This window comes from Shewanella sp. SW32 (genome assembly GCF_025653365.1).
In the GTDB taxonomy this organism is placed as follows: domain Bacteria; phylum Pseudomonadota; class Gammaproteobacteria; order Enterobacterales; family Shewanellaceae; genus Shewanella; species Shewanella oncorhynchi.
In genome coordinates this window covers 1-18,846 of sequence record NZ_JAKKSJ010000004.1, presented here as the reverse complement: position 1 = coordinate 18,846, position 18,846 = coordinate 1, and the positions used below count along the sequence as shown (strand labels likewise).

The 18,846-nt window shown below is 45.2% G+C and carries 15 protein-coding genes and 1 pseudogene; 7 read left to right on the top strand and 9 right to left on the bottom strand.

The annotated features are described in order from the left end of the window. Position 1: 1 nt before the first annotated feature. Together L5M28_RS03050 and L5M28_RS03045 are read right to left on the bottom strand one after the other, a co-directional pair. Positions 2 to 2,239 (bottom strand): hypothetical protein, encoded by a 2,238-nt coding sequence (locus tag L5M28_RS03050; RefSeq protein ID WP_263202432.1) that lies wholly within the window; start codon positions 2,237 to 2,239, stop codon positions 2 to 4. 258 nt (positions 2,240 to 2,497) lie between these two features. After that, the gene (locus L5M28_RS03045) at positions 2,498 to 2,662 is read right to left on the bottom strand and encodes a hypothetical protein (RefSeq protein WP_263202431.1); all 165 of its coding nucleotides are present in this window, start codon (positions 2,660 to 2,662) and stop codon (positions 2,498 to 2,500) included. Between the two features lie 110 nt (positions 2,663 to 2,772). Here L5M28_RS03045 and L5M28_RS03040 point away from each other — a divergent pair, with 110 nt between their 5' ends. The 3 genes from L5M28_RS03040 to L5M28_RS03030 all read left to right on the top strand — a co-directional run bounded on the left by L5M28_RS03040 (position 2,773) and on the right by L5M28_RS03030 (position 5,178). Then, positions 2,773 to 3,417, top strand: a complete 645-nt coding sequence (locus L5M28_RS03040; RefSeq protein WP_263202430.1) for a hypothetical protein — start codon at positions 2,773 to 2,775, stop codon at positions 3,415 to 3,417. A gap of 126 nt (positions 3,418 to 3,543) precedes the next feature. Further along, positions 3,544 to 4,266 (top strand): hypothetical protein, encoded by a 723-nt coding sequence (locus L5M28_RS03035; protein WP_263202428.1) that lies wholly within the window; start codon positions 3,544 to 3,546, stop codon positions 4,264 to 4,266. Between the two features lie 396 nt (positions 4,267 to 4,662). Then, on the top strand, positions 4,663 to 5,178 hold the full coding sequence (locus tag L5M28_RS03030; protein ID WP_212601509.1) for a hypothetical protein: 516 nt from the start codon (positions 4,663 to 4,665) through the stop codon (positions 5,176 to 5,178). Between the two features lie 689 nt (positions 5,179 to 5,867). Here the strand turns inward: L5M28_RS03030 and ycfP are convergent. Next, positions 5,868 to 6,407: an alpha/beta hydrolase YcfP gene (gene ycfP / locus L5M28_RS03025; protein ID WP_028759796.1), complete on the bottom strand. Its 540-nt coding sequence runs from the start codon at positions 6,405 to 6,407 to the stop codon at positions 5,868 to 5,870. A 79-nt stretch (positions 6,408 to 6,486) separates the two neighbouring features. After that, a complete protein-coding gene (nagZ, locus tag L5M28_RS03020; protein ID WP_131524457.1) occupies positions 6,487 to 7,515 on the bottom strand; it encodes a beta-N-acetylhexosaminidase in 1,029 nt (342 codons plus the stop codon). A gap of 385 nt (positions 7,516 to 7,900) precedes the next feature. Between nagZ and L5M28_RS03015 the strand changes: the two genes are divergently transcribed. Further along, positions 7,901 to 9,277 carry an L-serine ammonia-lyase gene (locus L5M28_RS03015; protein ID WP_263202426.1) on the top strand — a complete coding sequence of 459 codons (1,377 nt, stop codon included), beginning with the start codon at positions 7,901 to 7,903 and terminating at the stop codon, positions 9,275 to 9,277. Between the two features lie 118 nt (positions 9,278 to 9,395). Here the strand turns inward: L5M28_RS03015 and fghA are convergent, their stop codons facing one another. Beyond that, on the bottom strand, positions 9,396 to 10,238 hold the full coding sequence (fghA, locus tag L5M28_RS03010) for an S-formylglutathione hydrolase (RefSeq protein ID WP_028759793.1): 843 nt from the start codon (positions 10,236 to 10,238) through the stop codon (positions 9,396 to 9,398). Between the two features lie 164 nt (positions 10,239 to 10,402). Continuing rightward, complete coding sequence (locus tag L5M28_RS03005) at positions 10,403 to 11,542, bottom strand: S-(hydroxymethyl)glutathione dehydrogenase/class III alcohol dehydrogenase (protein WP_006081880.1); 1,140 nt, start codon at positions 11,540 to 11,542, stop codon at positions 10,403 to 10,405. A 176-nt stretch (positions 11,543 to 11,718) separates the two neighbouring features. Between L5M28_RS03005 and L5M28_RS03000 the strand changes: the two genes are divergently transcribed. After that, positions 11,719 to 12,597, top strand: coding sequence for a LysR family transcriptional regulator (locus L5M28_RS03000; RefSeq protein WP_263202424.1), 879 nt, complete (start codon positions 11,719 to 11,721; stop codon positions 12,595 to 12,597). 45 nt (positions 12,598 to 12,642) lie between these two features. Here the strand turns inward: L5M28_RS03000 and L5M28_RS02995 are convergent, their stop codons facing one another. Beyond that, on the bottom strand, positions 12,643 to 13,932 hold the full coding sequence (locus tag L5M28_RS02995) for an NAD(P)/FAD-dependent oxidoreductase (protein WP_263202423.1): 1,290 nt from the start codon (positions 13,930 to 13,932) through the stop codon (positions 12,643 to 12,645). Positions 13,933 to 14,449: 517 nt separating this feature from the next. On the opposite strand from L5M28_RS02995, the gene L5M28_RS02990 reads away from it, so the two are divergent. After that, positions 14,450 to 15,097 carry a class I SAM-dependent methyltransferase gene (locus L5M28_RS02990; protein ID WP_263198479.1) on the top strand — a complete coding sequence of 216 codons (648 nt, stop codon included), beginning with the start codon at positions 14,450 to 14,452 and terminating at the stop codon, positions 15,095 to 15,097. 43 nt (positions 15,098 to 15,140) lie between these two features. Here the strand turns inward: L5M28_RS02990 and L5M28_RS02985 are convergent, their stop codons facing one another. Continuing rightward, positions 15,141 to 15,719 carry a nuclear transport factor 2 family protein gene (locus L5M28_RS02985; protein WP_263198481.1) on the bottom strand — a complete coding sequence of 193 codons (579 nt, stop codon included), beginning with the start codon at positions 15,717 to 15,719 and terminating at the stop codon, positions 15,141 to 15,143. Between the two features lie 432 nt (positions 15,720 to 16,151). Between L5M28_RS02985 and L5M28_RS02980 the strand changes: the two genes are divergently transcribed. Continuing rightward, the gene (locus L5M28_RS02980; RefSeq protein WP_263198483.1) at positions 16,152 to 18,140 is read left to right on the top strand and encodes a TonB-dependent receptor domain-containing protein; all 1,989 of its coding nucleotides are present in this window, start codon (positions 16,152 to 16,154) and stop codon (positions 18,138 to 18,140) included. 491 nt (positions 18,141 to 18,631) lie between these two features. On the opposite strand, the pseudogene L5M28_RS02975 reads toward L5M28_RS02980, so the two are convergent. Continuing rightward, a pseudogene (locus L5M28_RS02975) lies at positions 18,632 to 18,846 on the bottom strand (IS30 family transposase); the annotation flags it as partial.

Genomic DNA, 18,846 nt, shown 5'->3' with positions numbered 1-18,846 from the left:
CTTAAGGTAACGCAGGGAATGTATTAACCCACTGTTTATTGACCGGTTCTCCGCTTATCGTCAGCTGCTCTATCTGTGCTGCGCGCCCCGCCAGTACAAACCAGCGTTCCTCACGTAATACTTGCTGCAACGGACGCTGATAAAAATCACTGCTGTCACCTTGAATAGCAGGAGCTAGCTGTAAATTTTGCGCATTTAAAAAACGATAGCGCCGCATAAAGTCGGCCACGGTTTGATGGGTATCAACATTCGGCAACTGAGTGATATCAATCAACCAGCTTTGCTCGGGTTGATACGCTAGCGCTTGCCATTTGGGCGTACCGGTACAGGTCAAAGTGCTGCTGACATTGATGTCGTAAAAATTGCGGCGGATCCCATCGGCGCTAGTCAATTGGTACAGCACAAACTTATCCAGCCCTCCACCAAAACCCTTGTTGTTAGTGCTTGTGTTTGTCCATTGCAGTGTGTGCCCGTTGACCTTAGGTGCATCGACAACACTGAGCGTGCACACCGCTGCCTGCTCGGAAGTTAACAGCAAACTGACGCCGTATTTGGCCACGACTTGCGGCTCAAGTAAGGCGGGGTCTTCAGGTGCAGTAACTTGCGGCTGATTAACATAGGACGCATACATATCATCACTATAAAGCAGTTGTTGCTGCACCGGCGGATAGGCGACATTTTGCGCGTAATCTTGAGTCGGAATAAAACGAATCTTCTTTGTCAGTTCACCACTGTCAACCACAGTATTCACATAGAGTGTCAGCGTGGGCGGCGCTGCGGGAAAGGTAAACTGTGTGATCGATTCATATTGTGCCGCTGAGGCCAACGCCAGCATATTTTGCTCTGCCGGGGTTAACCAATCCGGCCCAGTGGGCGGCGGTGAAAGATATTTCACCATAGCGCCTTCGGCACCGTCAAAGCGCCGGTATAACCAAGATTTGTCAGTGCTGCCTCGCGATTTCAGCAAATAACTGAATGGTTTATCTTGGATTGGCGAGAGTTCCAGCTGTATATCTTCATACTGCAAGGCCACAGTTTTGCTGGGATCGGGGGTCAGGTTAAGTTTGACTAATTTCGCGCCGCGGTAATGGGCCGTCGCGCGAAACTCAGCAACCTGAGCTAAGAGGTCATTCGGCGCATTCCAACCGATAAGCAAATTCTGCTGCTCAGACTGATGGAAACCATCCTGTTCTGGATAACTGTAACTGCCTACCTTGCTCAATTGCAGCGGCAGTACTGTGCCATCCGCACTGTGTGCTGTGATATCGGTTAAGTTAAACCCGCCTTCGGGTTTAAAACCTGAAAAGTCATACTGATAAGTCAGCTTTAATAAATCATCTTGCTGGTAAAAGTAGCCCGCATCATAGGCAAATACAGCATCTTGGGTTAAGGTCTTATTGACGTTATCCAACACAACGTCAGGTTGTTTTTGATACTCAAATACTGGGAAATCATAAAAACCTAAATACTGCGTCAGATCGCCCAACTGGCGCTCCTGCGGCAACATAATAACGTTGCTGCGCACTGTGCCCTTATAGCCGTAGCGCTCAAACGGCGCTTCTGCCACTAAGGCTAACTGCGCTAACCAACCCCGCTCACGTTCTAACATCAGCTGACCGTATATTTTGGCTTGCTCGCCGTCACTTTCAACTTTAACTAACACATGCGTATCAGTGACTTGCAATACAGTAAGCTTGGCATTGGCGTGGCCTTGATAGGCAGGAAGCGCGACGACCGCCCCCGATTTGGCGGGTATGGTGCTAAGGAAGGCAGATGAGCTAAAGAGCTTTTTCAGTTCCTGCTCAAGCTCTGCGCCGCGTTCAGCCAACAGCGCCAGCCATACAGGTTTGTTCAGTGCACTGAATTCTTTAACGCTCCCATCGTCTAGATTTAAAGAAAATTCAAACCCCTGCGAGAAAATAGCGTGCATTTCTGGATTACGATCGGCCCGCTGGCCACTACTGACACCGCTCCCTTGGCCATCGCGCATGTTCATATAATCGACGTGCACTTGAAACCGACTGTTTTTGCCTGTTTCGAGAACCTTATAACGCAGCAATTGATGTGACGTGGCGTTAACCGTTTCGGTACGCTGACCATTGTCTACAGTGATGTTAGTGGTGCTATACAGCTGATACGAGCGCTCTTCCCCTTTTTCAGGTGTAAACTCAACATCAGCATCCCCAAAAGAACAGGCCGATAATAAACAGCATGCAACTACGCTAACCAAGTACTTCATGGTTATTCCTTGTATCTCAAACAAATAGTAAGCGCCGCATTATGCCCTTTCATACCCAGTAAATAAAATGCTTTGCTATTTATGCCAGTTCAGCACAACACCTGAGTGCGCGACTAAAGCATCATTTTTAGATAGTCACAGGTACAGTAAACCAATCTCAGGCAAGTTTTTAATGACGAATTCCGGCATCAATAACTGATGCAAAAAGCTAGCTGTGCAGCATTAATTGTCATTGTTTCCCAGTGACTCGCCGATGTTTTATTTAATAAGAAGTATCCCTGTGGGCTCGACGACGGCATCCATGCCGCCAACGGTCATTGGTACAACAATGCCAATCTTAACTATCACTTTCGCAGTTCGTTTAGCTAAAAAGCTATTACCCCATTGCGTTTTAGCATTGCGATCATAGCCCTGAGCGATCATCTGAAAGTTGACCTAATTTTAGTAAAGGAGCAAAGTAGGAATTATCCAAGGAAAGCCATTGGGTAAATATTTTGTTGTGAAATAAGGTTATACATTAGGGACGTGTAATAATGGAAATTTGGGTGAATACATTGGTTGCAGTGGTTGGTGCAGTGGTTGGTGCCTTTTTAGCTGGTTTGGTTGGTTTTTATTCTGCGCGTTACATTCGAACTGATGAGATTAAATCTCATAAAAATGTCCTTTATATCGAAATGGCGGATATTGCTAAAAATTCAAAAATAGTTATGGATACGTTGTATGACGCTTATTGCTTGATCTATTGCACCACCAAATATGAATGTTCAGACTATACAAAATGTATTCAGTTGCCTAGCCCAGTACATGGTTTTTATCTACGTGATATGAGTATTGTATGCTTTTCCCAACTAACGTTTGAGCAAAGAAATGGGCTGAAAGCATTATCATTTAATCTTGAAGAGCAAGAGCATATGATTAATGCTATGCGTTTGTGTCGACCATTCTCATCTATTAACCTCGGGGATATTCAATCGGCAATAAAGACTCTTGGGGTTATATACCATAACGCAACTCTTTTCGCTGAGCATAAAGAACGATACAAAATGGATGACTACTCTCCAGAGCAAATGACTCAGCGAACAGAACAGTCAAATAATATTGACTATTCAGATTCTCTTACTATTGCAAAAGGGAAAGATGTTTACGAGCGAGAAATTAAGCTGCTAGGCGGACTTTAGAATGCTCAAGCCAGAAAACTTGACAGAAACACCAGAGAAATCTTTGTCAGTGCCAGAGGAATTGACAAATTTTAGTATTTTTAAAAGTGTCGACTATTTTTGAAAAAGATGCATAAAAGGAGTTGTATGAAGCGTTCTGTAGAAATAACTGATAATAGCTTTTTCTCTCTATTTTCAGATGCAGTGTTGCTCTATGACTTAGCTTTTAATGAACATAACAATCACGTAAGCAGAGCTTTATCAACGTCCTCAATTCTATCTGTAAATTACGCTTTAGAAGCGGCGGCAAACTCTTTTCTTAAAACTTTAGATACAAGTTCAAAGATCAGCACCCAAATCGATAGGTTTCCTACTTTAGATAAATTTGATTTCATTCTTCAATGGCATAAAGACTCTTCGTTACCTCGCGGAAATAAAGAAGTTCAAATAATAAAAAAGCTAATAGACCAAAGAAATAATTTAGTACATCCAAAAGTTAAGGTCATAGAGCAAAGCATCGTTACATCTGAGGGTGACGCAAAAATAGCTTATTATCATAAAGCTGAACATTCAGATGCTATAGAAAAGTGTAACGTTACAAAAATGGCAGTAAATCCATTAGATTATACCGCTGAGGACGCATTAATTGCTTTAAAATCTCTAGTTAATTTTTTGAATGAATTAGTTGAAAATTGGTGGGGTATTGACACTGAAACATCAGCAATATTACTTATGAAATCATGGAATGGTTCAATACAAGCAAATCCAGTAATGTACGATAGAAACGAACTGGAAGTAGTGTTAAAGCACAATGACGTTTTAAAAATTAGATTTGTTGGTTTGTATGGAATAACCGAGCAGTACGCATAACAAGCAACTTGTGTTAAAACGGCTAAACTTAGCTTGGTTCCGCTTCGTCACACTATTTTAGCAAGTTTTATCAGCACCATAGTTAGGCGCTAATCCACAGGAATTTTTATCCTAAATTCACCCGTTACAACTGATGGCCTAACACGCTTTTGTCCAAAAATTAGCTAGTGAATCAGACTTTCCTAGTCTGGTTCATAGGGTAACATCCAGCCATAGATATCAACTAATTACCCTTAAAACGGTATAAAAACCGCTACCGCAAAAAAGCAAATTCCTATAGCATCATTTATACCAATTGACACGGATGTGGCAGCGGCCAAGTCCGACAAGCGATTTATGCCCTGCAAACAGCGCAGCGCATAAATACTAAGACGTTAGCTTTTTGTAGGGATAACAATGTCAACAACAGCATCATTAAAGTGTAAGTATTGTGGAAAATATAATGAAGTCGACGCGTGTTTTTTTGATGACTTTATGACCAGCAATGAAATTAATCTTTCATTTCATTGCGGAATATGTGGTAAAAATAACATTTATAGCAATCTCACACAGTCAGAACTGGAAGAAATAATTAATCCTTCAAGTGAATTAGAAAGACAGGCGGAATTCTTAGGTATCTCTGCTGCAAAACTTAGTGCATATGTTTATCCTCCGGATGTAATGAAGGAGGCAGATTTAGATAGAAGAAAAATTCGTGGTTTGTCTATAAAAGAGTACCTAAAATCATGTCGTCAGAGCTACCCAAAAAAGGAAGGGCAGAATTGGTGGCTCATTTATCAATTAAAGACATTAGATGCTGTTGTGTTCTTTCGTAGAGATTTTAAGTCATATAGGCTTCTAGATGGGAAAGGTAAATATCTTGAATTTGGAAACATCATAGAATTAGGAGATTACGTACGTGAAAGAATCTAAAAGCACTGCGGGGGCTGGCTGTCTAGGAGCTGTTCACCGTGGTTCTAGACAGTTGCTATGATATTACCAAGTCATCTGCATAAAGTGGTCAATAATCTGTGTAGTGGTACGGTTAATTTAGCCATCTATTTAGAATTGACCTCAGCAATGTCTACGTTTTTTGACCTTCGCCATACTTATCGTAATGTGAACTAGACGATTGTGAGTAATAGATCTAACGCACTTTTGTCCAAAAGTGTGTTGTGTATGTCTTTTAAATCTACAGGTTACGTGAATGCACGAAAGGTGAGCCATGGTGATTGGCGAGACGACCGTCCGCCCCATGGACGGGGCGGTCGAGCATCCACGGACGGACTGGCTGCGTGTCGGTGAGTCAATGCCATGGCAAGCCTATATGCGTAGATACCAGCCAACGCTAATCCCCTAAAAACAAAACCAAAAGTCGCAGTCACCCTAGACTACTTTCCTACACATTTAAGTCCAAAACCAATACAGTCGATTTTATAATCTAGAGCCCTCAATATGCCCTACTGAAATATATACCCATAGTCACACTCATATTCAGAGTCGCAATGTGCGCGGCATGAAGTATTAAAAGCCAAACCATAAGGCGGAATAGCCGATGAGATAAATCCACTCCCCTCTTAAATAGAAAAAGAGGAGTGGTACTTTTATCCAATCGATATCAATCAAGCCAACTTAAAGGCTTTTATTTTGGGGAGGTGGGCGGCGAGTTGGGGGAATTTGTGGGGCTGAACGTCATCCCAATCAATCGAATAATAGGCGCTTAATTCACTGGCGAGTTGCTGATTATCGAACATCTCATCATTCACAGAAAATATGCACATGGCCTTGTGAGTATTCTTTTCGCGAAATTGCGACACACACTTATTGGCGATATCGGCATATTCTTCTGGGCGGTCAATCTTGCCCTGCATATTATTTTCTGGGTGCAAATTAGGATTAATCAGTACAGATTTAAGACCATTCAAAAATCCAATCCGTTCGGCCCAATAAGCGCCGAGTCCTACGCCAACCATTAACGGCGCGGGATCGTCGCTATGCTGCATTTGCTTAGCGACTTCCTTGAGCAAGTGTTGCATGTCGTGCTTAGGGTGCAAGGTGCTGTAACTGATCAAACGCACGTCAGGGTCAATAAATTGCAACTGACGCATTTTTTCGTGATTACCTGGGCTAGTCGCATCAAATCCATGAAGATAGAAAATCATATCAAGGCCTTTTAATCATTTTTAATCACAGTGAATTAACTAACCCTAGCAAAAGAGTGATCTCACACCTTGCGCTACATCAAACTTTCGCCTGTTGGGCCAAACAAATTTGCTCGGCAAGCTGTTTGGCATTTTCCCAACGGGCCGTATTATCGAGCGCCGCTGCCGTTTGCGAGGCATTGGGTTTAAGTAAACTCGCAGGATACTGTGGCGCGCTTGCAGGCCAAGTAAAGCCATCGAGTAGCGACATTACGCCCGCATTGTCATTACACACTAAAATCATGTCGCAACCTGCAGCTAAGGCGGCGCTGGCCCTTGCACGGTAATCGCCCGCAAACCCAGCACCTTGCATGCCGAGATCGTCAGAGAAAATCACCCCGTTAAAGCCAAGTTCTTTACGCAGCACTTGTTTTAACCAGTATTCAGAGAAGCCCGCAGAGTTAGGGTCGACTTTAGGGTAAACCACGTGCGCGGGCATCACGCCTAATAACTTTTCTTTTGCGATCAATTCTTTAAACGGCAGGATATCCTTTGCAAAAATCGCCTCGGCATCGCGATCATCAATGGGTTTCTCGTAGTGCGAATCCGCCACTACACTGCCGTGCCCGGGGAAATGTTTACCCACGGCGCCCATGCCAGCTGCGGCCATGCCAGCAATAAAGCTTTCGGCCAATGTAATCACCTCGGCGGGCTCTGGGCTAAAGCTGCGTTTACCTATGACTTGGCTCACGCCGTTTAAGTCCAACACGGGCGCAAAACTTAAGTCGATATCGCAAGCCAGTAATTCAATCGCCATCAAGAAACCAAGCTCACAGGCCCAACGCTTGGCCAATACCATATCGCCCTTTGCTGCGGGTAAAATGTCGCCCATGGCGGGAATAATGGTAAAGCCATCACGGAAACGTTGTACTCGGCCACCCTCGTGATCGACGGCGATTAATATTTCTGGGCGTATTTGGCGTATCTGTTGTACCAGACGGATCAACTGATCACGGCTCGAAAAATTGCGGGAAAATAGGATTAAACCACCCACCTGTGGATGGCGTAGCATCTCAGATTCAGCCTCACTGACGTCCAACGACAGTAAATCCAACATTAAATAGCTCATACTTCTCCCTAAAAATATTCATTAATACTCAAAAAATAACCACTCAAGCCATAAGTAGTCCACGCTCACAAAAAAGCTAAAAAAAGCGAGCCACCTACTCTTGTAGCGCTGTCGAAGCCTGTATTCTTGACCATAAAATGGCCTGTAAAAAAGTCCCAATTAAGTTCAGCTTATCCGAACTATTACGAATAAAAAAAACTAATGTGAATTGTCACACTAATCTATGGGATACTGGCGTTAGAGTATCACACAAGCAGATTTCGCATGAAAGAACGCCGCCACTGACCAGAGTACACGCGCAAGATTAGCGTGCTTCAATCTGCAGAGCGAGCAATCCCATGCACTCAGACTAAAATAATAAACAAGACACAACAGGACTTCTATCATGATTAGCGTATTTGACATGTTCAAGATCGGCATAGGTCCATCGAGTTCACATACCGTCGGCCCAATGAAAGCGGGCAAAATTTTTATGCAAAACCTGACTGACTCAGGACTCGTGACCCAGATTGATGAATTAAGAGCCGAACTCTTTGGCTCCCTCGGCCAAACAGGCAAAGGCCACGGCACGGGCAAAGCAGTGATTTTAGGCTTAATGGGCGAAGATCCCGAAACCGTGGACACTGACAGTATCGACGGTATTTTAGAACACGTCTCCAAGGACGAAACCTTAACTCTACACTGTGGCAAAGTAGTTAAGTTTACCCGTGAGCAAGGCATTACCTATCACAGACGCAAAACGCTACCTGCGCATGCTAACGCCATGACCTTGTACGCTTACTGTAAAGGGGAATGCATTTTTGATCGCACTTACTACTCAGTGGGCGGCGGCTTTATTTTAGATGAAGATGAAATTAGCCAACGTAATGCATCGCCAGCCTCACAAATTGAATCGGCTCCTTTTGATTTTGTGAGTGCGGCTCACTTACTGGAATTATGCGGAGGCCAAGGTCTCAGCATTTCTTCTTTAATGATGGCGAACGAACTGAGTTTAGCCACTGAAGATGAAGTCAAAGCCAAGCTGTGGAATATTTGGCAGACGATGAAAACCTGTATCGAACGCGGTTATCAGAAGGAAGGTATTTTACCTGGCGGCCTAAAACTGCGTCGTCGTGCTCCTGCACTGTACCGTCGGTTGAAAGCCGAAGGCCGTAACAATGTCGATCCATTAACCGCTATGGATTGGGTTGATTTATTCGCCCTGTCGGTCAACGAGCAAAATGCGGCCGGTGATCGCGTCGTCACTGCGCCAACAAACGGTGCTGCGGGAATTATTCCTGCCGTTTTATGCTATTACGATACCTTCGTACAAGAAGTGGATATCGATGTCTGCGCCCGTTATTTATTAACTGCCGCTGCAATTGGTATTTTGTACAAGAAAAATGCCTCAATTTCGGGCGCCGAAGTCGGTTGCCAAGGTGAAGTGGGCGTGGCCTGTTCTATGGCCGCTGGCGCACTGACTGAGATCATGGGCGGTACGGTTGAGCACGTTGAAAACGCGGCAGAAATCGGCATGGAACATAACTTAGGTTTAACCTGCGATCCTGTGGGCGGCCTAGTGCAAGTGCCTTGTATCGAACGTAATGCCATGGGCGCGATCAAAGCGATCAACGCTTCTCGTATGGCCCTGCGCGGTGACGGTAACCATAAGGTTTCACTGGATAAAGTGATCAAAACCATGATGGATACCGGCAGAGATATGCGCAGCAAATACAAAGAAACCGCCAAAGGCGGCCTAGCAGTCAACATTGTTGAGTGCTAAGTGCTGAGTGTTAGTTCACTCCCACTAATCGCTTAAATCGCACCATAAAAAATGCCGCAACTCACAAAGTTGCGGCATTTTTGTTTTAGCTCATCGGCGTGACTGCTGAATCGGCTATTTAAGGCTTAAAGTACAAGCTATGGAATTTAAGGTGCTCTTCAATAAAGCTCGCGATGAAGTAGTAGCTGTGATCGTACCCCGCTTGCATCCGCACATCCAAGGGATAACCCTTGGTATGGGCGATATCCACCAGCGATTGTGGCATCAATTGGGTGTCTAAAAAGCTGTCAGCTTCACCTTGGTCAATCAGTACTGGCACTTCGCTAATCGCGAGCTTAAGCAACTCGCATGCATCATACTGGCGCCAATGTTCACGATTTTCACCTAAATACTCACTAAAGGCTTTAATGCCCCAAGGTGCATTACTTGGATTCGAAATCGGGCTAAAGGCCGAAATTGAGCTATATCTGTGTGGATTACTCAGACCAATCACCAAAGCACCATGACCGCCCATTGAATGGCCGGAGATAGCGCGCTGGGTAGTGACAGGAAAATGCGCTTCAATCAAGGTAGGCAGCTCATGGACTATGTAATCGTACATTTTGTAATGACGATTCCAAGGTGCTTTTGTCGCATTGAGGTAAAAACCCGCGCCTAAGCCTAAATCGTAAGCTTTATCCGCCGCATCGGGCACATCGTCACCGCGAGGACTGGTATCAGGGGCGACAATCGCCATCCCAAGTACCGCTGCCATGCGCTGTGCACCCGCCTTCTGCATAAAGTTTTCATCGGTACAGGTTAGACCTGAAAGCCAATACAGCACAGGCACTGGTTTATTCACCGCCTCAGGCGGCAGATAAATGGCAAAGCGCATCTCGCAGTTTAATGACTGAGATTGATGGCGATACTGCTTATGCCAACCGCCAAAACTCTTGTTACAACTGATATTTTCTATGGTCATACAAGTCCTTTTAAGCTCAATCTTTTAGCGCTATTTATAACGTTAGTCTTAGCGTTAGTCATGGCGCTTATCGTCAGCTCAGTTGGCAACACAGCAGACAGATTTGCACCTGTCTGCCGGTTAGTCACATCAAGCTGAAGCATCCGTTTAAAATGCAAAACCACTTATTTATCAAAATGGATCACGCTACGGATGCTCTTACCTTCGTGCATCAGCTCAAACGCCTCATTGATTTGCTCAAGTCCCATAGTATGGGTGATAAAATCATCGAGCTTAAATTCGCCCGCCATGTAACGCTCAACAATGTGGGGCAGTTCAGAACGCCCTTTCACACCGCCAAAGGCAGAACCGCGCCATACTCGGCCAGTCACTAATTGGAATGGACGGGTTGAAATCTCTTGACCAGCACCGGCAACACCGATGATCACCGACTCTCCCCACCCTTTATGGCAACACTCTAAGGCGCTGCGCATCACGTTGACGTTGCCGATACACTCGAATGAGTAATCTACGCCGCCATCGGTCATTTCAACGATCACCTCTTGGATAGGCTTATCGAGTAATTTAGGGTTGATGCAATCGGTCGCGCCGAGTTTTTTGGCTAACTCGAACTTAGATTCGTTGATATCAATCGCGATAATGCGACTGGCTTTGGCCATAGTAGCACCGATAATCGCCGATAGACCGATACCGCCGAGGCCGAAAATCGCCACGGTCGCACCTTCTTCCACTTTTGCCGTGTTCATCACAGCGCCCATACCTGTGGTTACGCCGCAACCTAACAGACAAATTTCTTCTAATGGCGCGCTCTTATTGACTTTAGCCAATGAGATTTCAGGTAACACGGTATATTCAGAGAAGGTCGAGCAGCCCATATAATGGAAAATAGGCTTGCCATCGAGATAAAAACGCGTGGTGCCATCGGGCATTAAGCCTTTACCTTGGGTCGCACGAATTTTTTGGCATAGGTTAGTTTTGCCCGATAGACAAAACTTACACTCGCCGCACTCTGGGGTATAAAGTGGGATCACATGATCGCCCACTTGTACGCTGGTCACACCCTCGCCCACTTGCTCAACGATACCGCCGCCTTCGTGGCCTAAAATCGCTGGGAATACGCCTTCTGGATCGTCACCGCTCAGGGTAAAGGCATCCGTGTGACACACGCCCGTAGCCACAATGCGCACTAAGACTTCGCCCGCTTTAGGTAACATCACATCCACTTCTTCAATCTTAAGCGGTTGTCCTGGTCCCCAAGCAACAGCGGCCTTTGATTTAATAAACTGCGGTTTTTCGTTCGACATTGTTACGTCCCTTGAATAGGTAATAGGAGTAAGTCATTGGTGTATCATAAATTCAATTCAGGCCAAGCAAATTCTTGCGCCCATTGCACTGATGCTACTGAATAGGAGGATTGTATTTGTTTCTCAGCGAGAGACAATCTAGTATTCAAGCAATTCATTTTTACTGAGTAACAACAATGTATCTCTGGGACGGCATTTCTGAATTTGTCGCAGTGGCCGAGGCCGAAAGTTTTACCCTAGCAGCGCAGCGGCTGAATATCTCCACCGCCCACGTTAGCCGCCAAGTGAGCACCTTAGAAAATCGCCTTGGCACAAAACTCTTTTACCGCACAACCCGCAAAGTGTCGTTAACCGAAGAAGGCACGATTTATTATCGTCATTGCCGCCAATTACAAACGGGGTTAGAAGAAGCCGAGCGCGCCATCTCAAACCTAAAGGACTCACCCCAAGGCTTAGTCAAGCTCACGGCGCCCGTCGCCTATGGCGAGAAATTTATCATGCCGTTGCTCAATGATTTTATGGTGCAATATCCCAGTGTTGAATTTAGCGTCGACTTGACCAATCGCACCTTAGACTTGATTGAAGGCGGTTATGATCTGGCCATTCGCCTCGGAAAACTCGCCGATTCGAGTCTGATGGCAAAACCGCTCAGCAGTCGTACCCACTATGTCGCCGCCTCACCAAGCTATGTGGAAAAATACGGTCAGCCCCATACCTTATCTGAGCTTAACCAGCACAATTGTTTGATCGGTAATCATAATTACTGGCGCTTTGTGGAAAATGGCCGCGAGCGCAATATTAAAGTCCGCGGCAATCTCAATTGTAACAGTGGCTACGCATTAAGGGATGCGGCACTAAAGGGCATAGGGATAGTTCAACTGCCTGATTATTATATTGAAGAAGATATTCAAACCGGACGGTTGCTCTCCTTCCTTGACAGTCACCGCGAAGCCAAAGAAGGCATTTGGGCACTCTATCCGCAAAATCGCCACCTGTCGGCTAAGATCCGTGTATTGGTCGATTACCTTGCCGAAAAACTCATCGAACAGGATTAAATACTGTTTGAGCAGATTGATTGGTCGCAGACAACACGGCGCAAACTAGCGCCAGTTTTCCCGCAAAGTGTAATACAACATGCCTAACGCCAACGCTTGATTGCCAAACCATTCATTTAACGGAATGCGGATATGACGCATGGCGGCAAACAAATCAAATTCACGCAATTGCCCATCCATCGCATTGGCCATGATCTCGGCCATAATGTGTGATGTCGCCACCCCATGCCCAGAATATCCTTGGCAATAGAACACATTAGGCGACACTTTGCCGAGCTGCGGGATACGGTTAATCACAATTCCTGCCATTCCGGCCCAGGCAAATTCGATATTAATGCCCTTTAATTGTGGAAATGTACGCTCAATTGCAGGCCGTAATTCCGCAGCCACATTTTTAGGATCACGGCCGCTGTAGTTAGTGCCGCCGCCGAACATCAGCCGTTTATCCGCGGTCAGGCGATAGTAATCCAGTACAAAGCGGCAATCGTACACGGCCAAGTCCTGCGGATTGATTTGCAAAGCGATATCATCGGGCAGAATCGCAGTGGCACAATTGCCTAAGGACGCCGGAAATAACATACCGCGCAGTTTTGGACGGGCGAGTTTATGGTAAGCATTACCCGCGATCAGCACACTGTTGGCGCGCACTTTTCCCTTGGCAGTGACAACAGTCGCCACATCGCCTTCTTCAATATCAAGTACGGGTGAGTGTTCAAAGATTAATGCCCCAAGACCTGCTGCGGCGCGGACTTCACCCAGGCATAAATTGACTGAGTGCAAATGCATATTACGCCGATTGACCAAGCCGCCGTGATACAAGGGCGAGCCTAAATAGGCAGGCATTTCATCGGCGGATACCAGCGTCATAAATTCACCCATGCCGCGGCGCTGCGCCTCATTATGCATAGCCCTAAGCTCCTGCATGTGCTTTGGCTGGTAAGCGGTTTGGATATGACCAAACTTTAAATCACAGTTTATGCCGTACTTGGCCACCCGATTTTTAATAATGTCATGACCGCGCCAACGTAAATTCCACACATAATCTTCAGCTTCATTGCCAATTTGGCGGCGCAGCTGTTTTGTCATCGCAACATCGCCGGACAAACTGCCCGTCACCTGCCCACCATTGCGTCCGGTCGCGCCCCACCCAATTTTATTGGCCTCAATAAGCGCCACTTTATAGCCCTTCTCAGATAATTCCAACGCAGTTGCCACGCCTGTAAAACCGCCACCCACAATCGCCACATCGACTCGAATGTCGCCTTCAAGCACAGGATAATCCGACTCTTGGTCAATGGTGGCATTGTAGTAAGAGGCGCAACGCTCTGCTGGCATGGTCATTCCTTGATGTTGAAGTTAACTGTTGAAAGTTGATGGCTGAAAGTGAGTGTTAAGTCTTAGTTCTGGACACTCAGTTCTTCTGGACACTTAGTTTTGGACACTCGTTTTAACGCGGCATTATACCGACGTTGTTTTATATTTTTTACAAGCGTTCAGAATTTGTGAGTATATCTAAGTTGAGATCGAGGTCAACAGTGAATTGCGATAACTATTTGCAGGACATGACAAAGGGAGTAGAGCTGGCTGCAGGCTCCTTCTTGAAGAACCTGAAATGGAGAAGCTTGAGATGGAAGCTTCTGAAATGGCGGTACCTAAAATTAAGGCACTAAAATTTAAGGCACTAAAATTTAAGGCACTAAAATTAAGATACCTAAGATTAAGTTACCTAAGATAGAGACTCCGAATGTTAAGGCGCGGCTCATTTTATCTTTTAAGTCTTATACTTTTTGCTGGTTTAAGATAGGCTTGTGCGGCGTCATCCTCTTTTAATCTCAGCAACCTAGAGTCCATTATGCCACTAATGCCAATTGCCCAGCCACTTGTCCAATTACCGTTTTCCCAAGCATGCGAAAACAACAAAGCGCCGATTTTAGCGGTATTAACACAAGCATTCTCACTCAACCAACATGTACTCGAAATCGGCAGTGGCACAGCGCAACATGCTGTGTATTTTGCAGCAAATCTTCCCCATGTAATCTGGCAAACCAGCGATCAAGCTGAGTATATTGAGGTCATTACCGCAAGGTGTATGCATGAAGGCAAGCTACCCAACGCAGCGGCAAACCTACGCTTACCACTTACCCTTGATGTCACTGTGCCATGGCCGGTGAAGGGATTAACACCTGATATTGATGGCGTATTTACTGCAAACACTTTGCATATTATGAGCAAAAATATGGTTGAAGCGTTTTTTACTGGCCTTGGTCTGTATCTCCCCCAACTCAAGACCCTGTGCATTTACGGCCCCTTTAACTACCAAGGCGAATTTAGCAGTGACAGCAATCGCCAGTTTGATGCCTTTTTAAAACAGCGGGATCCCGCCAGCGGCATTCGCGATATTGAATGGATTTGCAATTTAGCCAGCGAGCAAGGCTTAACGCTGAAGCAAGATGTGGCTATGCCCGCCAATAATCGACTACTGCATTTTGTTAGAGGCTAGCTTTTTGTTAAAGGCTCATTTTTTGTTAAAAGCTAGCTTTGGTTTAGTCCGTTTTGGCCTCAGCGGTTCTGTGTCCATAGCTCAGCACTCGGGTAGCTTTCCACTGTTCGTTCTGTTTGCGCCACACAATGACAAAGTCGGCTAGACCTTCACAATTGCCGGTTTCAAAGCTGCAAAAACGGTGAACGCCTTGTTCTATCGCGCCAAACTCTTTCACCGGAAACACTTTCATCGTGCCCGCAACTAACTCGCGGCGGTAATGGCCACAGGCATATTTTTCGGTATTAGCGATCATGTCCTTGCGGTTCCACGTCACGCCACCCGTGTCGTGGTAAAACTCTACATCTTCAGTGAAAAACGCCGCGTGTTTCTTGAGTTCAGCAGGGGCTGAACACTTATTGAAACTGTCGAACACAGCAAAATCCACCGCTGCAATTTGGGTAGATAAAGTGTCTGTAAGTGCAGCAGCGGGCTGCGCAATGTCAGCTTGTGGAGCATCAGCGGTTTTATCCGATGCTGCTTTAGCTAATGTTGGCGTATCTGTGGCAACCGCAGGTTCGGTAGTGGCGAGTGACAAAGTTAAAACAGTGACTGTGGCTAGGCTATAAAATGCTGGATTCATATTCTCTCCGTAAATATTGGCAATACATTTTGTATGGCGACTATTCACATCACAAACATGAATGCACCACGAAACATAAAGTCACATCGCCAGCAAAGCTTATGCCAGTTAAAATATCCATATTAATCATATTGATATAGCTTCATATTACGTTATGCCGTTTTGTGCGGTGATAGTTTCTGATTATTCTCACTATTTTTTAGTGATTTATCCGACGACAGTCAGACTCAGATCGTCATACTCAGTGCCTTGTGCTCAATGCGCTCAATCAGAATGACCATGCCAGCGAGCAACACGTCGAATATACGGGCTATCACACTGTTATTAAACACTAAAAATTTACACTTCCTTTACACAAAAGAGAGACATCCAAGCTTGAAGCTATAATTAAGAATAATTATCATTCGCCAAAATTACCGAAGGAAGAATGATATGCCCCGCTTTATCCATCGCACTCGCCAAACCTCGCATCTATCTCATGCAACACAGACACCTATGTTGAGCCAGCTATCACGCGCTATTGGTTTATGTTTGTTATTACCTGCAGCATGGGCTAGTGCGGCAAATACGCAAGATACCACTCCAGAAATGGAGCGCATGGTAATCACAGCAACACAAACTAAACACTCGGAGCTTTCGGCGCCAGCTTCGGTGTCCGTGATTAACCGCAGTGAACTTGAAGCGCTAGTCATAGACGATCTCGCTAGCGCAGTCCGTTATTTACAGGGTGTGAACATCAGCGAAGGCACGCCCTATGGCCGCAATGAGATCAGCCTGCGAGGTTTAGATTCAGATTACACTTTAATCTTGATTAATGGCCGCCGCATTAACTCCCGCGAAGCATTAACCTCTGGTTATGGCAACGATTTTGACTTGTCCTCTATTCCAATGTCTGCCATTGAACGTATCGAAGTTGTACGTGGGCCTATGTCATCCCTCTACGGCTCAGAAGCTTTGGGCGGTGTGGTTAACGTCATACTGCGTCAACCAACTGAGGACTGGCAAACCAGCGTTGGCGTGCAATACGATGCACCTACCAGTGGCAAGGGTGGCGATAGCACTAAGTACAATTTCTACAGCAGTGGCGCGCTGATCAAAGATAAATTACTGGCAAACTTAATCGTCGACAGCAATAAACGCGATGCATGGCGCTCGGACTTAAAACCCACTATTGATGCGCTAGAAGACAGAGATGAAATCAGCGCCCTCGCAAATTTACAATGGCTGATTGATAACCAGCAAGATCTGCAATTTGACTTAAGTTACGCCAACGATGAACGCGAGTCTGATTGGAATAACTACGGCACGATCCTCACCAATAACCAACAAGCGGAGCGGATAAGTTCAGGTCTGACCCATAATGGCCACTGGAACTGGGGCGACACTCGCCTGCGCTATTACTATGAAAATGTTGAGGTGACTGACGACTCAGCGTTAATCGCCGAGATTGGTAATATCACCCAAACCAACCACAATCTCGACGGTCAAACCACTGTCCTGCTTGGCGATCACATGTTAACCAGCGGTGCAGAATACCGTTGGACCCAGCTCGAAAATAGCCGCAATATTTTAGGTGATGGCACCTTAGACGACAGCCAATCGGCATTGTATCTACAAGATGAATTTAGCTTAGGCGAACTCAATATCACTTTAGGTGGGCGTGTCGATCACCACGATGTGTACGGCACCGAATTTAGCCCACGCTTGTATTTGGTGTATAACTTAAGCTCTGAATGGGTCATTAAAGGTGGTGGCGGCAAAGCCTTTAAAGCGCCAAATATGGCGCAATCCCAAGCCGATTATATTATCCCCGCTTGTCGTGGCGCCTGTGCCGTTGCGGGAAATCCTGATCTTCAACCCGAAACCTCAGTGAACTACGAGTTATCGACCCAATATCAAACCACGGATTTTGGTGGCTCGATCACCTACTTCCATAACGATGTAGAAAATAAAATTATCACCGAAACTTGGAATAGAGTCCCTGGTACAGTATTAACTTACCAAAACGTGAACGAAGCTAAGATCACTGGTTGGGAATTACAAGCTTGGTACAATTTAACTCAAGATCTCAGCCTAAACGGTAATTACAGTAAAACCGATGCCGAAGATAAGCAAAATGGCGCGCCTTTTACCTTAACACCGGACGACAGCTATAACCTGAAACTGCAATGGCAGGCATTCGATGGTTTATCCACCTTTATCGCCTACCATTATACTGGCGAGCAGTATTTACGAGCCAATGTCAAATCAGAGGGTTATGGCTCGCTCGATATAGGTGCGAATTATCAAATTAATCCTATGTTTAGACTGAAGCTTGGCGTGACTAACCTAACGGATTCTGAACGTGACCAAGTTGCCACCGACCTTGATTATATTCAAAAGAGTCGCAGTATTTATGCTGGGGTAACTGCAAGTTTCTAAGCTCTACAAACCAGAAATTAATGTGTAATTATAGCTCTGCTACTCAACATTAAACATCATAGGTGAAGCCCGTTTTGGCTTCGCCTATTGTTTTAAGACCAAAATAAATATCACACATCCGACTAGAAAAAGTAAAATCAATATATTTTCTAAAATAGAGAATTTTTAAATAAACATCAAAAATATAAATTACATAATCCAGATTTAAATCATTAGTCTTTTACATTCCGCAATATAACCTTGATCATACTTTAACGCTAAAAAATAACTCACCCGTTAACCTTTGATAACGATCAAGGTTTTGTCATATTAAAAAACTATTATACACACGCAAGACTGCTAAAGCTTGAGGTGTAAAATTCTCGATTATTAAACGTACGCACCAAGCAAAAGTGATATTATCTTTCCGTTTATATCACTAATAAAACAGCGAGAAAAATACAGCTCCAACTTCAAGCCCGAATTCAACTCCGAAGTGCGACACTCGACAATTAAGCAGCTAACTGGTGAAACACCACCGCAGGCTGCTTAAACTTCAAACACTTTTTGGGTCGATAGTTAATTCTATTCTGAGCAAATTCGATTAATTCATTACTCACTAGCCTCAAATCAACCCCTTTTTTGACGTACTGCCGCAGTAATCCATTGGCGTTTTCATTCGCACCACGTTCACAAGAACGATAAGGGTGCGCAAAATACACCTGCG

What these genes read in the sequence shown, in the direction of transcription:
- L5M28_RS03050 (WP_263202432.1), bottom strand. Translation starts at nt 2,239, where the DNA reads ATGAAGTACTTGGTTAGCGTAGTTGCATGCTGTTTATTATCGGCCTGT.
- L5M28_RS03045 (WP_263202431.1), bottom strand. Translation starts at nt 2,662, where the DNA reads ATGATCGCTCAGGGCTATGATCGCAATGCTAAAACGCAATGGGGTAAT.
- L5M28_RS03040 (WP_263202430.1), top strand. Translation starts at nt 2,773, where the DNA reads ATGGAAATTTGGGTGAATACATTGGTTGCAGTGGTTGGTGCAGTGGTT.
- L5M28_RS03035 (WP_263202428.1), top strand. Translation starts at nt 3,544, where the DNA reads ATGAAGCGTTCTGTAGAAATAACTGATAATAGCTTTTTCTCTCTATTT.
- L5M28_RS03030 (WP_212601509.1), top strand. Translation starts at nt 4,663, where the DNA reads ATGTCAACAACAGCATCATTAAAGTGTAAGTATTGTGGAAAATATAAT.
- ycfP (WP_028759796.1), bottom strand. Translation starts at nt 6,407, where the DNA reads ATGATTTTCTATCTTCATGGATTTGATGCGACTAGCCCAGGTAATCAC.
- nagZ (WP_131524457.1), bottom strand. Translation starts at nt 7,515, where the DNA reads ATGAGCTATTTAATGTTGGATTTACTGTCGTTGGACGTCAGTGAGGCT.
- L5M28_RS03015 (WP_263202426.1), top strand. Translation starts at nt 7,901, where the DNA reads ATGATTAGCGTATTTGACATGTTCAAGATCGGCATAGGTCCATCGAGT.
- fghA (WP_028759793.1), bottom strand. Translation starts at nt 10,238, where the DNA reads ATGACCATAGAAAATATCAGTTGTAACAAGAGTTTTGGCGGTTGGCAT.
- L5M28_RS03005 (WP_006081880.1), bottom strand. Translation starts at nt 11,542, where the DNA reads ATGTCGAACGAAAAACCGCAGTTTATTAAATCAAAGGCCGCTGTTGCT.
- L5M28_RS03000 (WP_263202424.1), top strand. Translation starts at nt 11,719, where the DNA reads ATGTATCTCTGGGACGGCATTTCTGAATTTGTCGCAGTGGCCGAGGCC.
- L5M28_RS02995 (WP_263202423.1), bottom strand. Translation starts at nt 13,932, where the DNA reads ATGCCAGCAGAGCGTTGCGCCTCTTACTACAATGCCACCATTGACCAA.
- L5M28_RS02990 (WP_263198479.1), top strand. Translation starts at nt 14,450, where the DNA reads ATGCCACTAATGCCAATTGCCCAGCCACTTGTCCAATTACCGTTTTCC.
- L5M28_RS02985 (WP_263198481.1), bottom strand. Translation starts at nt 15,719, where the DNA reads ATGAATCCAGCATTTTATAGCCTAGCCACAGTCACTGTTTTAACTTTG.
- L5M28_RS02980 (WP_263198483.1), top strand. Translation starts at nt 16,152, where the DNA reads ATGCCCCGCTTTATCCATCGCACTCGCCAAACCTCGCATCTATCTCAT.